Source organism: Polynucleobacter sp. P1-05-14 (assembly GCF_018881675.1).
Taxonomy (GTDB): domain Bacteria; phylum Pseudomonadota; class Gammaproteobacteria; order Burkholderiales; family Burkholderiaceae; genus Polynucleobacter.
The window spans coordinates 83,540-97,259 of sequence record NZ_JACVPV010000002.1 but is presented as its reverse complement, the minus strand read 5'-3'; the positions used below and the strand labels follow the sequence as shown (position 1 = coordinate 97,259).

Below are 13,720 nucleotides of genomic sequence, written 5' to 3'. Positions count from 1 at the left end.
TCAGTTTGGCTAAGGTGTTGATAGGTCATGGCTACTTTGACTTGCAGGTCTAGAAGCTTTGGATACTAAAACATCCTTAGCCTCCTTAACTAGTTGTTCAAAGTTGCACTTCGTAGTTGAATCCACCTCTAATTAAACGTGCTCAACATTCGAAAATCCAATACCAATAAAAATACCTTAAGCATGAACTTTCGCGTCTCCTACCTACTGCTTGCTCTTGCGTTAGCAGGGTGCTCTAGCACCCCCACACAGCCAACCCAATCACAACAGCCCATCGTAAACCAGACTGACGATGCCGCTACCGAGGCGCGTTTTAGCCAGAACCTCAACGAACTCCTTACCCAGGTCTCCCAAAACCAAGAAATCCCACTCCCAGCCCTAGAAATGGGCTTCCTAGATGCTAAAACGGTTCCCTCAATTCGGAAATTGGTATTACCCCCATCGGGTACATTTAAGAAGAACTGGCTGGCTTATCGCAAACGCTTTATTGAGCCCGTACGCCTTAAGGCTGGCAGGGTCTTTTGGGACCAAAATCAAGCCTTTTTGAGCCAAGTTGAGCAAGAATCAGGGGTGCCAGCTGAGATTATTGTGGCCATTATTGGCATCGAAACCATCTATGGACGCCAAACCGGCAATTTCAGGGTGAAAGACGTTCTATCTACCCTCGCCTTTAGTTACCCAGATACCCCTAATAAACCAGCACGTGAGCAACTCTTCAAGGACCAACTCAAAGAACTCATTCTGATGTGCTGGACTGGGGCGGGTGGCAAGCTGCCCTCCAAAAATAGTAGTCAAGGTATCAATAGCGCACGTTTTAGTGCCTGCCTAAATCAGAATAGCTCCTATGCTGGCGCCATTGGTCTGCCACAGTTCATGCCTAGCAGTATTCGCAGCTTTGCGGTCGATGGTGACGGCGATGGTCAAATTGATTTAAAGCAAAGCCCTAAGGACGCTATTGCGAGTGTTGCCAACTTCATGAAAAAACATGGCTGGCAACCCGGTATGCCGATTTCATTTCCAGTTCAAGAAAATGGCATCAGTGCTGCCAAAGCATTGGCTGATGGTGAACCGCAGTTGAAATTTACTGTACAAGAGCTCATTGAAAAGGGAATCTTGACTCAACAACAAGGCGATCTACAAAGTGGTGGTGTAGAGCCGCAAAGCAAAGCTTTCATCGTTGACCTACCGTATCCAGATAAAGATGGCGTAGACCAAGTGCAATATTTTGTTGGCTTAAATAATTTTCTGACGATAGTGCAATACAACCGCAGTTATTTCTATGCGCAAAGTGTTGCTGAGTTTGCCCAAGCCCTAGGATATAAAAACCAAAGTGTTGTGCCAGTAGAAAACCCAAGCAAAGCTGGTGGCTCAAAGGCGACTACTGAAAAGTCTAAACCTAAGAAGTCCAGCGCTAAGAAAAAAGCAAAGTCTTAAGCTGGAAAAACGCCAGTAGATAGGTAGCGGTCACCACGGTCGCAGACAATAAAGACGATCGTGGCATTTTCAACTTGACGGGCAATGCGCAAAGCCACTACCAAGGCACCTCCAGCAGAAATGCCGCAGAAAATACCCTCTTGTGCTGCCAAGCGACGCGCCATCTCCTCTGCATCTGCTTGCGAAACATACTCAATTAAATCAACGCGATCACCTTGATAAATCTTAGGCAGATATGCCGGCGCCCACTTCCGAATGCCGGGAATTTGAGAGCCCTCTTCTGGTTGTGCGCCAATAATCTGAATCGCAGGATTCATGGACTTCAGATAAGTGGAGACTCCCGTGATGGTTCCAGTTGTTCCCATGGCGGATATAAAATGGGTAATCTGCCCATCAGTGTCTCGCCAAATTTCTGGCCCAGTAGTCTCTATATGTGCTCTAGGATTGTCAGGATTGGCAAATTGATCGAGCAATCTACCGCGTCCTTCTCTTTGTAGCTGCAAGGCGTAATCTCTGGCAAATTCCATGCCGCCAGAGGCTGCGGTCAATATTAATTCAGCGCCATAAGCCGCCATACTTTGACGACGTTCAATGCTTTGATTTTCTGGCATGACTAAAATCATTTTGTAACCGAGCATGGCTGCGGTCATTGCTAAAGCAATACCTGTATTACCGCTAGTTGCCTCAATTAATGTATCGCCAGGTTTAATCTCACCGCGTTCTTGTGCGCGTGAAATCATCGACAGCGCAGGTCGGTCCTTCACCGACCCGGCTGGATTATTTCCTTCCAACTTACCCAAGATCACATTATTGCGGTTGTCGTTTTCTAAACCAGGAATACGCTGCAAACGAACTAAGGGAGTATTGCCCACAGTCTGTGAAATAGTAAGGTAGGAAGGTTTGCTCATGAAGCCATTTTAGCCATAAGCCGCCTTACACACGGAAGGGTTTAATTTCTGCGACTTGCTCCCATACGCTCCTGCTGATTACGAGGACTAGCTTGATTACGCGAATGGCGTCGGCTAGAGGCCCCACCCTCTTTCTTGGTTCGACCATTCGGCTCCCGAAAAGAGCTGGGGGCTTCAATCGTTAAGCCGTTATCCACCATTTTTTCTACCGATTTCATGCCAATGCCACGAACCCGCTTCTGTAGGTCATTGGCATCTTGAAAATGGCCGCCATCCAAACGCTCAGCAATAATTGTTTTTGCTTTAGCTGGACCAATTCCCTTGATGCTCTCAAGCTCCGTTTGAGTGGCAGTATTGACATTAATGGGCGAGGCATATACCAACCCAGTATTTGAAGCCAATAAGGTGAAAGTTGCAGCCGCAGCTCGAACTAAGTTCCAAAATTTATCTACATTTAAATTTCTTGTCATCTTCTCTCCGGTAGTGAATAAAAAAATCCACGAACACAAAGTGTGCGTGGATCGTTTACAACGAAGAGAAACTACTTCTGTTGACTGACTTACAAAGGGTTAGCCAAGAAACCAGAATTGACTTCCAACCACTCAATATATCTTCCTACGCCCTGCTCAACATTTAAGAAGGGCTCCGTATAGCCAGCTGCTCTGAGTTTGGTGAGATCAGCTTGAGTAAAGCACTGGTATTTGCCCTTGAGCGCATCCGGGAATGGAATGTACTCAATCGCTTTTTCTTTAACCAATTCTTGTAGGCTTGCAGGGGCTGCTTTATCCAACTTACGCATAGAGTTAGCCACAGCATAAGCTACATCATTAAAGGGTTGCGCACGACCGCTACCTAAATTGAAGATGCCACTGATTTCTGGGTGGTCCAGAAAGAAGAGGTTTACCTTGACTACATCTTCAACTGATACAAAGTCGCGACTTTGCTCACCAGGCGCATAACCACCGTACTCACCAAACAATTTCACATGACCCTTGGCTTTGTATTGGTGGTACTGATGAAAAGCAACCGAAGCCATACGGCCCTTATGTGACTCACGCGGACCATAGACATTGAAGTAACGAAAGCCAACAACCTGTGCTGTATTTGCCTTTTCTGCAAAACGCTTTCGCATCACTTGATCGAATAAAAACTTGGAGTAGCCATAAATATTAAGCGGCTTCTCGTGCTCACGGCTCTCTACAAATACATCTGAGCCACCATAGGTAGCCGCAGAAGAGGCATAAAGCAATTGAACCTTTTGCTCAGTACAAATATCTAACAGGTCCATGGTGTAGCGATAGTTGTTCGCCATCATGAAAATACCATCTGTTTCCATGGTGTCGGAGCAAGCTCCTTCATGAAACACGGCCCTCACCTTACCAAAACGACCACTTCTGAATGCCTCTAGAAACTCGTCTTTATCAAGGTAATCAATAATGTCTAAATCAGCAAGATTGCGATACTTGTCTGCAGGACGAAGGTCATCTACTGCAATGATATTTTTCTCGCCACGCGCATTGAGCGCTTGAACAATATTGGCACCAATAAATCCAGCTGCTCCGGTTACGATAATAGTCACTGTAATTCCTCTGAAGTAACGGTTGCAGTTCCCAGCTTACCAACAACGATTCCACCTGCACGGTTTGCAAGCGCCATGGCTTTTTCTAAAGGCCACTTCGCAGCTAATGCCACAGCCAATGTTGCGATTACAGTATCACCAGCACCAGAAACATCAAACACCTCACGAGCTTGCGCTTTAACGTGACTCACACCGGATTCGGTATACAAGCTCATCCCATCCTCAGAGCGTGTTAGCAGCAAGGCTTGTAAGTCAAGGGACTTTCTAAGGTCCTGGGCTTTCTTAGTCAAGTCTTCTTCGCTCATCCACTGACCAACCACTTGACGCAATTCACTGCGGTTAGGCGTTAAAACAGTAGCGCCACGATACTTCTCATAATCCTCGCCCTTAGGGTCAACCAAGATCATTTTATTTTGTGCTCTAGCCTGTTCAATCATATGAGCCACTTGGCCCAATGCGCCTTTGCCGTAATCCGATAGTATTACTACGTCAGCAGCACCAACGAGTTTTTCAAAACGCTCTAATTTATGTGCAAGTGCTTTTTGACTAGGGGTTTCTTCGAAGTCCAGGCGAATTAACTGCTGCTGACGCGCAATGACGCGTAACTTCACAATCGTTGGAACATTGGTATCAATTTCTAGTTGACTATCGACACCGCCCGCTTTTAACAACTCAACCACACGTTTACCAGGCTCATCGTTACCAACGATACCCAAAATAGTTGCTTTGGCGTCGAGCGCAGCTACATTACGAGCTACGTTGGCAGCACCGCCTAGACGCTCATCAATCTTGCCTACCTGTACCACCGGCACAGGAGCTTCAGGAGAAATACGATTGGTGTCACCAAACCAGTAGCGATCTAACATGACATCGCCCACCACTAATAAGCGGGCTTTAGAGAACTGTTCTCGGTTTGCTTTTTCCATTTGTATCTACTTTAATTATGTCTACCAATACCGTGGTACTCAATACCCAATTCTTGCATAGAAGCGGGCTCATAAAGGTTGCGACCGTCAAAGATCACTGGGCGCTTGAGTTTTTGTATCACTTGCTCAAAATCTGGGCTTCTAAAGGCTTTCCATTCCGTCACAATGACTAGAGCGTCAGCACCATCTAGAGCGCTCATCGGGTCATCGACCATCGACACTTGTTTGAGGCCTGCTGGATTATCTTTAAAGTCTACATCTAAGCAGTGCTTGGCTTCTGCCATCGATACGGGATCATGAGTTACTACTTGTGCGCCACGCTTAACGAGCTCTTGAATAATCACACGACTAGGCGCTTCGCGCATATCGTCAGTATTGGGTTTAAAGGCTAAACCCCAGAGTGCAAACTTCATACCATTGAGGTCACTACCAAAGCGCTTTTCGATCTTTTCGACCAAAATGCACTTTTGCAATTCGTTCACAGCTTCCACGGCATCCAGGATCTTGAGATCTCGCCCATGCTCTTTAGCGGTTTTGGATAAGGCGGACACGTCCTTAGGGAAGCAGGAGCCGCCATAGCCGGTACCCGAATACAAAAAGCCATAACCAATACGAGAGTCCGAACCAATACCTTGGCGCACTGCTTCAATATCAGCGCCTACTAAGTCAGCCAAGTTGGCCAGCTCGTTCATAAAGGAAATGCGGGTAGCCAACATGGCATTAGCCGCGTATTTAGTGAGCTCAGCACTTTTAACATCCATGTAGTAGGTACGCTCATGGTGACGATTAAAGGGGGCGTAGAGCTTACGCATCTGTTCTTTGGCGTGCAATCCAGCTGGGGTATTTTCAGTACCGATCACAATGCGGTCGGGACGCATAAAGTCTTCTACTGCAGCACCTTCTTTGAGGAACTCAGGATTGGAGACTACAGAGCATAACTCAGGAGATAAGTTTCTTTTTTCTAATTCTTCGGTAATCGCTGCACTTACTTTATCGGCAGTACCGACTGGCACAGTCGATTTATCGACAATCACTTTAGGGGTAGTCATGTGACGACCAATATTGCGCGCTGCTGCTACGACATATTGAAGATCAGCTGAGCCATCTTCATCTGGAGGTGTACCTACTGCAATAAATTGAATTTCACCATGAGCAACTGAGGCAGCAATATCAGTAGAGAACTGTAAACGACCTGCAGCGCGATTGCGCTCAATCATCTCTTTAAGACCAGGCTCATAAATAGGAACGCCGCCAGAGTTGAGAATCTCGATCTTTTTGGAATCGACATCGACACAAAAGACGTTATTACCCTGCTCAGCTAGGCATGCGCCAGTAACAAGGCCTACGTAACCACTACCGATGATGGTGACTTTCAATTTCTCTCCAAATCTTTACATGGAAGGGCCGCTAGGTGCCGCACCCTCACTCCGTCTCGGGGAGTATGCCTCCCAATGATTACAGCCAGGACATTGCCAATAAAATCTTCTCGCTCTAAATCCGCAATTACCACAAGTGTAGCGAGCTAGGCTGGTGGTGCGCTGACGCAAAAGATTCAGAATAGACTGTAATTCCAAGAGTCTTTCTGGGCTGGCACTACCCTCCTCCAATGCAAGGCGAGTTTCAGCCATCTTAGACAAAGCAATCAAAGTCGGCGAATGCTGCATGACATCAGATAACATCGCACTTGCTGTCTGTGGACCCCGAATTTTCATGAGGTGCTTATGCACAATATCGAGCAACTCACCAGCGGCTTGAGTTTTTAACAATTCACAGAGGCGATCTAAGCCCTCGCTCTCTTTATTAACCGCTGCGTGAGCAACCATCCAACGATCAGCCAACAAATGCATATAAGCAGGGTGAGAGCTGGCAATCAGACTCCAAGCCTCAATCGCTTGAGCAGGGCGATCCATTGCCATCAAATAATCGCCTTGCAAGATCAAAGCGCGTGCATGATTTGGGACAGCCTGTAGAGCACGGTGGATTGATTGCTCCGCCTCAACCAAGTCTTTGCGACGTAAAGCCTCTTGACCAAGCTCACAGTGAAATTGAGCAATTTCAGTATGATGCGATTTACCTTGCAGTCCTTCAAGTTCACTTGCAGCAATGATGGCTTTTTTCCAATCATGCTCAATTTGATACATCTCCAACAAGCTTTCTTTTGCAGGCTCGGCATACTTGCCATCACCTACGCGATTTAACGAGGCTTCGGCGCGGTCAAGCAAGCCTGCGCGCAAAAAGTCCCTACCTAACTCATAGGCAGCATGATCACGATCACGTGGTTTTAAATCATCGCGATTGGCTAAGTGTTGATGAATGCGAATAGCTCGCTCTGTTTCACCACGACGGCGAAATAAATTACCTAATGAGAAATGCAACTCAATAGTCTCTGGATCTAACTGGGCAATTTTGACCAAGGTTTCAATCGCTTGATCAGGTTGCTCATTGAGCAAAAGACTCAAACCTTTAAAGGTAGATCGCTGCTGACGCATGCGCTCACGCTCATCCATGCGGTTTTCAAGACGCAAGTCCCAGCGGGCCGCTAACCAACCGATGCCAAACATGACTGGCAGCAGCAATAACCAAGGAGTAGCTATCTGAATCATAGCGTGCAGAATTTAAATAAAAAAATGACCCGAATGGACCACTGAGGTTGAGCCTGAATCTTAGGCACCAGAACCCTCTTTGGGGCCCGCCTGCTTCAACGGCTTGTAATCTACTCGCTCACGCAATTCTTTGCCAGGCTTAAAGTGCGGAACGCGTTTTTCTGGGATCAATACTTTCTCACCAGACTTTGGATTGCGGCCAGTGCGTGCAGGACGATGGTGAAGTACAAAACTTCCCACGCCGCGCAACTCGATACGCTTGCCCTCAGCCAAAGCATGAGTCATTGTGTCCAACAAAGTTTTTACCGCTAACTCCACGTCCCTAGGCAAAAGCTGCGGAAACTGTTCCGCGAGGCTCTCCACTAGTTCGGAGCGGGTGATTGCTTGTTGCTCTTGATCTGTCATGATCTATCAATAAAAAATCGCCGCCTTCCTAGTGGAAAGCGGCGATATTGATTTAGCCTTGATTGTCCAATTTTGCTTTTAACAAAGCGCCCAAATTGGTTGTGCCAGACTGCGCATCACCTTGGAGCTTGCTCATTGCATCTTGTTGATCAGAGCTGTCTTTTGCCTTAATTGAAAGATTGATAACACGTGACTTGCGATCAATATTAATGATCATTGCAGTAACGCTGTCGCCTTCTTTCAATACATTGCGTGCATCTTCAACGCGATCGGTTGAGATCTCAGAAGCACGTAAGTAAGCTTCAACTTCATCAGCCAAGTGAATTGTTGCACCCTTAGCATCAACAGCCTTCACAGTACCAGTAACGAGGCTACCCTTGTCGCTGACAGATGTGTAGTTGTTGAATGGGTCGCCAGACAATTGCTTAATACCGAGAGAGATACGCTCTTTCTCAACATCAATTGCCAATACAGTGGCTTCAACTTCATCACCTTTTTTGTATTTCTTAACAGCTTCTTCACCTGGCTCATTCCATGAAAGGTCTGAAAGGTGAACTAAACCGTCGATGCCGCCAGGCAAGCCAATGAACACACCAAAGTCAGTAATAGACTTGATTGCGCCAGTTAACTTATCGCCTTTTTGTTGGGCACGTGAGAACTCTTCCCATGGATTAGCTTTGCACTGCTTGATGCCCAAGCTGATACGACGCTTGTCTTCATCAATGTCCAGAACCATTACTTCAACTTCAGTTCCTAATGCAGTAGCTTTGCTTGGAGCAACGTTCTTGTTAGTCCAGTCCATTTCAGAAACGTGTACCAAACCTTCAATACCAGATTCGATTTCAACGAATGCGCCGTAATCAGTCAAGTTAGTTACTTTGCCGAATAAACGGGTGTTTGGTGGGTAACGACGAGCGATACCAACCCATGGATCATCACCAAGCTGTTTCACGCCGAGTGAAACACGGTTCTTTTCTTGATCAAACTTCAAAATCTTCGCGGTAACTTCTTGACCAACAGTCAACATCTCACTTGGGTGACGCACACGACGCCATGCCAAGTCAGTGATGTGCAAGAGGCCATCGATACCGCCCAGGTCAACGAACGCACCGTAATCGGTGATGTTCTTAACGAGGCCAGTAACTACTGCGCCTTCTTTAAGATTAGACATCAACTTAGCACGCTCTTCACCTTGGCTAGCTTCAACCACTGCACGACGTGACAACACTACGTTGTTACGCTTACGGTCAAGCTTGATAACCTTGAACTCCATCGTCTTACCTTCGTAAGGGCTGGTGTCTTTGATTGGACGTGTATCAACGAGTGATCCAGGCAAGAATGCGCGGATACCGTTAACCATTACAGTCAAGCCGCCTTTAACCTTACCAGTAACAGTACCGGTAACGATCTCCGCTTGCTCAAGCGCTTTTTCCAAGTTCATCCATGATGCCAAGCGTTTCGCTTTATCACGGGAAAGGATGGTGTCGCCATAGCCGTTCTCAAGAGCGTCAATAGCAACAGAAACGAAATCGCCAGGAGCTACTTCAATCTCGCCAGCGTCGTTATGGAATTCTTCAACAGGAATAAACGCTTCAGACTTTAAGCCAGCGTTAACAACGACGAAGTTATGGTCGATGCGAAGAACTTCAGCCGAAATAACTTGGCCGGTCTTCATATTCGATCGGGTTAATGATTCTTCAAATAATTCTGCAAATGATTCAGACATGTGTATTCACTTTGTGCCGCCAGAAGGCCTGACGGGTTAGGTTAAAAAAGTCTTCAAGAAACACGCTAATGAAAAGTCGCGTTGTGGAGTTTCTTAAGACACCAAAACTACTGCTTACAGCCAACTACATACGAACTAGGCGATTGTTGATTGATACCAATCCAAAACCGTCTTAACTGCTTGATCTATAGATAAATCTGATGTTTCAAGCACTTTCGCACCATCTGCAACTAACAAGGGTGCGGTACCTCGACTACTATCTCTGGCATCGCGCTCCTGCAAATCTTGCAGCAAGTCCTCAAGTTTAGCAGAAATTCCCTTAGCTATCAATTGCTTATAGCGACGTTCGGCTCTGGCAGCTGCCGTTGCAGTCAAGAAAACCTTCAAAACAGCGTCTGGGAATATGACACTTGCCATATCCCTGCCATCGGCTACCAGCCCAGGAGATTGGCGAAAACCGCGCTGCAGGCCCACTAAAGCAGATCTCACCTCAGGGTGGACGGCTAAAGCAGAGGCCCTTAATCCTATATTTTCAGTGCGAATAGCATCTGTGACATCCTCGCCATTCAGAAAAATCTGCCCATTTTTGAATGAAATCAATAATTTAGGGACTAAAAGTCCAAGTTCTGAGCCATTTTTAACGTCAATTCTCTGTTTTTCGCTGGCTAAAGCCACTAAGCGGTAGAGCGCGCCACTATCCAAATAATGAAAGCCCAGCTTTTCTGCAACGAGTGAGGCAACAGTACCCTTGCCCGAAGCAGTTGGACCATCAATAGCAATAACTGGGAAAGATCTCATGAACTTAGTTCACTACCTTTGCAAACTCTGCGAAGTAAGTCGGGAAGGTTTTTGCTACGCAATTAGGATCATTGATCTTGAGCGCATTTGGGCCAAATGCAGCAAGTGAGAAACACATGGCCATACGATGGTCATCATAGGTATCAATACCTTCAATCGGAGACTTCCAGTCACTGGGTAATGCAGGAGCTTGCACAACAATGTAGTCAACACCTTCTTCAACGATTGCACCAACTTTTTTCAATTCTTTCGCCATTGCCGCAATGCGATCTGTTTCTTTAACGCGCCAGCTAGCAATATTATTTAAACGTGTTGGGCCTCCTGCAAACAATGCAGCCACAGCCAAGGTCATCGCCGCATCCGGAATTTCAGTGCAATCAATGGTGATGCCATTGAGCTTACCATTGGCATTTTTCACACCTGATACTTCAATCCAATCTTCGCCTGCATTAATTTTTGCACCCATCAGCGCAAGCGCATCGGCAAATGCCACATCGCCTTGAATACTATCTTTGCCAACCCCTAATACCTTAACTGGGCCACCACCTATGGCGCCTAGAGCCAAAAAGTAGGAGGCAGAAGAAGCATCACCCTCTACGGATAACTGACCTGGACTTTTGTAAACCACATCAGAATGTTTTGCAGGAATAATGAATGACTGCTTATCAGGACAAGCAACCGTTACGCCAAAGCGCGCCATCAACTTCAAAGTGATATCGATGTACGGACGAGAAATCAATTCGCCAATCACTTCAATACGCACAGGCTCATTTGCCACCAATGGCAAAGCCATGAGTAACGCTGTTAAGAACTGACTTGATACATCACCGCGCACCTTAACAACATCTTTAATCTGAATATCTGCCGCCAAGATTTTGATTGGCGGATAGCCTGCTTGTAATTCATAGTCGATCTTTGCGCCCACTTGACGTAGACCATCGACCAAATCCCGAATAGGTCTTTCGTGCATGCGAGCAACACCAGATAGACGGTAGTTGCCGCCTTGCATTGCTAAAGCGGCAGTTAACGGACGCATCGCAGTACCGGCATTACCCATAAAGAGGTCTGCATCCTGTACTGGAAACTTGCCACCACAACCCTCAACGACGCATACCTTGTCATCTTTATCTGTTACAGATAAGCCGAGCTGACGCAAGGCACTGCGCATCACCTGAGTGTCATCCGCATCTAATAAATTTTTGAGGGTAGTTGTGCCGGTGGATAAGGCTGCTAATAACAAGGCGCGGTTAGAAATACTTTTCGAGCCTGGCAACACAATCGAGCCTTGCGCTAGCTGAAATGGCCCAATACTAATATCTGGTAAACCGCTCATTAAAGGACGTCCAAGTCTTGACGTGCTTTGCTCGCCTTGTTGAATAATTTTTCCAAACCTGCGCCATCACCTTCAGCAACGAGTTTGCGCATGTGGTTGACGATCAATAGATATTGATCTAATTCCTTTAGGATGGCGGTGCGATTACCCAAGCAAATATCGCGCCACATCTCTGGGCTGGATGAAGCAATGCGTGTGAAATCTTTAAAACCAGCACCAACATGGCTCAACTTTTGCTCAGCATCTTCTGAGTTCACCACGCTAGCCATTAAGGCATATGACAGTAGATGTGGGAGATGAGAAACAGCAGCGTAAATCGCATCGTGCTGCACGACACCAATCTTTTTCACCTCAGAACCAACAGATTCCCAAAAGCCAGCGATCAAGGCGGTATCTTCAGGTGAGTTTTCCTGCAAAGGACAAATAATGGCTTGCTTGCCTTGAAATAAATCCGCTTTAGCAGCCGCAGCGCCATGCTGTGCACCTCCTGCAATCGGATGAGCCGGCACAAATTGACATGCCTTCTTACCCAACACCTCCTTGGCAGCCAAAATCACATCGCCTTTAGTGCTGCCGGCATCGGTAATCATGGTGCGAGGCTCAAGATGTGGCTCCATCATTTCAAATACAGCGCGCATTTGCGCTACGGGCACACAAAGTACGATGACATCAGATTGCTTGGCTGCCTCAACCAAATCCACCACACCATCAATCGCACCCATCTTTTGCGCTTGATCTAAATTTTCTTTGCTACGACCTACGCCCAAAACTTTTGTCACCACACCCGCCTGCTTGAGTGCCAAACCCAATGAGGCACCAATCAAACCAACACCAACGATGGTGACGGTACCGTAATTACTTGCTGGATTAATGATGGTCATTAGGACAGTATTTCTTTTAAAGCGGCAATGAAGGCTGCATTTTCGTCTGGCAAACCAATCGAGATACGCAACCATTGTGGCAAGCCGTAGTTACCCACTGGGCGAACAATAATGCCGCGCTTAAGTAATTCCAAATTAATGCGAGCACCAGCTTGGTCATCATCACCCACCTTAACGAGTACAAAGTTGCCTGCAGACGTCAGATAGCGTAAGCCTAGTTCATCGAAAGCTTTGGTGAGCTGGGCATAGCCAGCACGATTGAGTTCAAAACCTTGCTGCAAAAATTCTTTGTCCTGAAAGGCTGCAATAGCAGCAGCCTGGGCTAGACTATTCACATTAAACGGCTGACGAATACGATTCAGTAGATCAGTTAAGTGCGGTTGTGCAACCCCATAACCAATGCGCAGACCGGCTAAACCATAAGCCTTGGAGAAACTGCGCGACAAAATCATATTAGGGAAGCGCTTTACCCAAGCAATGGCATCGTAGCGTTGCTCAGGCGTGAGGTACTCGTTATAGGCTTCATCAAGTACAACAACTACATTTGATGGAACTGCAACTAAAAAGTCTTCAATCTCTTTAGCTGTCAAATAACTACCAGTAGGATTATTGGGATTAGCCACAAATACCAACTTTGCCTTGTCGCCAGATGCTTTAATTGCCGCCAACATGGCTGGTAGGTCGTGGCCATAAATATCCGTAGCAGCCACTTCAATTGCCTTAGCGCCAACAGCCTGAGTGGCTAAGGGATAAACAGCAAAGGCATGCTTTGAGAAGATCACTTCATCGCCAGCTTGTGCCACTGCACGGGCAGCCAATTCCAGAATATCGTTACTGCCATTACCTAAGGTAATCCAGTCTGTTGGCACACCCAATCGATCGGCTAAAACATTCTTTAACTCAAATCCATTGGAATCTGGGTAGCGGCCTAAGTCACCTGCAGCCTTGAGCATTGCATCTTGTGCGGACTTTGGCATGCCTAATGGATTTTCATTGGAGGCTAGCTTCACAATTTTATTTTCATCAAGGCCATACTCACGCGCAACTTCGCTGATAGGGCGACCACCAACATAAGGGGCGATCGCATGAATATGTTTTAAGCCAATCTTAGAAGTCATTCGAGCTTT

Annotated in this window: 12 protein-coding genes and 1 pseudogene; 1 reads left to right on the top strand and 12 read right to left on the bottom strand. The window is 46.6% G+C overall.

What is annotated here, in order from left to right; genetic code table 11:
- The first annotated feature begins 183 nt into the window (after positions 1–183).
- Complete coding sequence (locus ICN37_RS02460; protein WP_216122654.1) at positions 184–1,434, top strand: lytic transglycosylase domain-containing protein; 1,251 nt, start codon at positions 184–186, stop codon at positions 1,432–1,434.
- Here ICN37_RS02460 and cysM read toward each other — a convergent pair.
- The 12 genes and pseudogenes from cysM to hisC all read right to left on the bottom strand — a co-directional run bounded on the left by cysM (position 1,431) and on the right by hisC (position 13,711).
- On the bottom strand, positions 1,431–2,342 hold the full coding sequence (gene cysM, locus ICN37_RS02455; RefSeq protein WP_215320555.1) for a cysteine synthase CysM: 912 nt from the start codon (positions 2,340–2,342) through the stop codon (positions 1,431–1,433). The genes ICN37_RS02460 and cysM overlap by 4 nt on opposite strands.
- Before the next feature lie 41 nt (positions 2,343–2,383).
- Positions 2,384–2,812, bottom strand: a complete 429-nt coding sequence (locus tag ICN37_RS02450; protein ID WP_251368451.1) for a helix-hairpin-helix domain-containing protein — start codon at positions 2,810–2,812, stop codon at positions 2,384–2,386.
- An 89-nt stretch (positions 2,813–2,901) separates the two neighbouring features.
- Positions 2,902–3,921, bottom strand: coding sequence for an ADP-glyceromanno-heptose 6-epimerase (gene rfaD, locus ICN37_RS02445; protein WP_216154560.1), 1,020 nt, complete (start codon positions 3,919–3,921; stop codon positions 2,902–2,904).
- Positions 3,918–4,847 carry a D-glycero-beta-D-manno-heptose-7-phosphate kinase gene (rfaE1, locus tag ICN37_RS02440; protein WP_215320559.1) on the bottom strand — a complete coding sequence of 310 codons (930 nt, stop codon included), beginning with the start codon at positions 4,845–4,847 and terminating at the stop codon, positions 3,918–3,920. The genes rfaD and rfaE1 overlap by 4 nt, the downstream gene beginning before the upstream one ends.
- Before the next feature lie 11 nt (positions 4,848–4,858).
- Positions 4,859–6,223 (bottom strand): UDP-glucose/GDP-mannose dehydrogenase family protein, encoded by a 1,365-nt coding sequence (locus ICN37_RS02435; RefSeq protein WP_216154559.1) that lies wholly within the window; start codon positions 6,221–6,223, stop codon positions 4,859–4,861.
- A 15-nt stretch (positions 6,224–6,238) separates the two neighbouring features.
- Complete coding sequence (gene lapB, locus ICN37_RS02430; RefSeq protein WP_216154558.1) at positions 6,239–7,450, bottom strand: lipopolysaccharide assembly protein LapB; 1,212 nt, start codon at positions 7,448–7,450, stop codon at positions 6,239–6,241.
- Positions 7,451–7,516: 66 nt separating this feature from the next.
- Positions 7,517–7,855, bottom strand: a pseudogene (locus ICN37_RS02425) (integration host factor subunit beta); the annotation flags it as partial.
- Between the two features lie 52 nt (positions 7,856–7,907).
- Positions 7,908–9,581, bottom strand: a complete 1,674-nt coding sequence (rpsA, locus tag ICN37_RS02420; RefSeq protein WP_068324328.1) for a 30S ribosomal protein S1 — start codon at positions 9,579–9,581, stop codon at positions 7,908–7,910.
- A gap of 135 nt (positions 9,582–9,716) precedes the next feature.
- The gene (gene cmk / locus ICN37_RS02415) at positions 9,717–10,379 is read right to left on the bottom strand and encodes a (d)CMP kinase (RefSeq protein WP_216154557.1); all 663 of its coding nucleotides are present in this window, start codon (positions 10,377–10,379) and stop codon (positions 9,717–9,719) included.
- Between the two features lie 4 nt (positions 10,380–10,383).
- The gene (aroA, locus tag ICN37_RS02410; RefSeq protein WP_216154556.1) at positions 10,384–11,712 is read right to left on the bottom strand and encodes a 3-phosphoshikimate 1-carboxyvinyltransferase; all 1,329 of its coding nucleotides are present in this window, start codon (positions 11,710–11,712) and stop codon (positions 10,384–10,386) included.
- On the bottom strand, positions 11,712–12,593 hold the full coding sequence (locus ICN37_RS02405) for a prephenate dehydrogenase/arogenate dehydrogenase family protein (RefSeq protein ID WP_216154555.1): 882 nt from the start codon (positions 12,591–12,593) through the stop codon (positions 11,712–11,714). Before ICN37_RS02405 ends, aroA begins: the two co-directional genes overlap by 1 nt.
- Positions 12,593–13,711, bottom strand: coding sequence for a histidinol-phosphate transaminase (hisC, locus tag ICN37_RS02400; RefSeq protein WP_216154554.1), 1,119 nt, complete (start codon positions 13,709–13,711; stop codon positions 12,593–12,595). Before hisC ends, ICN37_RS02405 begins: the two co-directional genes overlap by 1 nt.
- Positions 13,712–13,720 lie beyond the last annotated feature (9 nt).

What these genes read in the sequence shown, in the direction of transcription:
- ICN37_RS02460 (WP_216122654.1), top strand. Translation starts at nt 184, where the DNA reads ATGAACTTTCGCGTCTCCTACCTACTGCTTGCTCTTGCGTTAGCAGGG.
- ICN37_RS02450 (WP_251368451.1), bottom strand. Translation starts at nt 2,812, where the DNA reads ATGACAAGAAATTTAAATGTAGATAAATTTTGGAACTTAGTTCGAGCT.
- rpsA (WP_068324328.1), bottom strand. Translation starts at nt 9,581, where the DNA reads ATGTCTGAATCATTTGCAGAATTATTTGAAGAATCATTAACCCGATCG.
- ICN37_RS02405 (WP_216154555.1), bottom strand. Translation starts at nt 12,593, where the DNA reads ATGACCATCATTAATCCAGCAAGTAATTACGGTACCGTCACCATCGTT.
- rfaE1 (WP_215320559.1), bottom strand. Translation starts at nt 4,847, where the DNA reads ATGGAAAAAGCAAACCGAGAACAGTTCTCTAAAGCCCGCTTATTAGTG.
- aroA (WP_216154556.1), bottom strand. Translation starts at nt 11,712, where the DNA reads ATGAGCGGTTTACCAGATATTAGTATTGGGCCATTTCAGCTAGCGCAA.
- cmk (WP_216154557.1), bottom strand. Translation starts at nt 10,379, where the DNA reads ATGAGATCTTTCCCAGTTATTGCTATTGATGGTCCAACTGCTTCGGGC.
- lapB (WP_216154558.1), bottom strand. Translation starts at nt 7,450, where the DNA reads ATGATTCAGATAGCTACTCCTTGGTTATTGCTGCTGCCAGTCATGTTT.
- cysM (WP_215320555.1), bottom strand. Translation starts at nt 2,342, where the DNA reads ATGAGCAAACCTTCCTACCTTACTATTTCACAGACTGTGGGCAATACT.
- hisC (WP_216154554.1), bottom strand. Translation starts at nt 13,711, where the DNA reads ATGACTTCTAAGATTGGCTTAAAACATATTCATGCGATCGCCCCTTAT.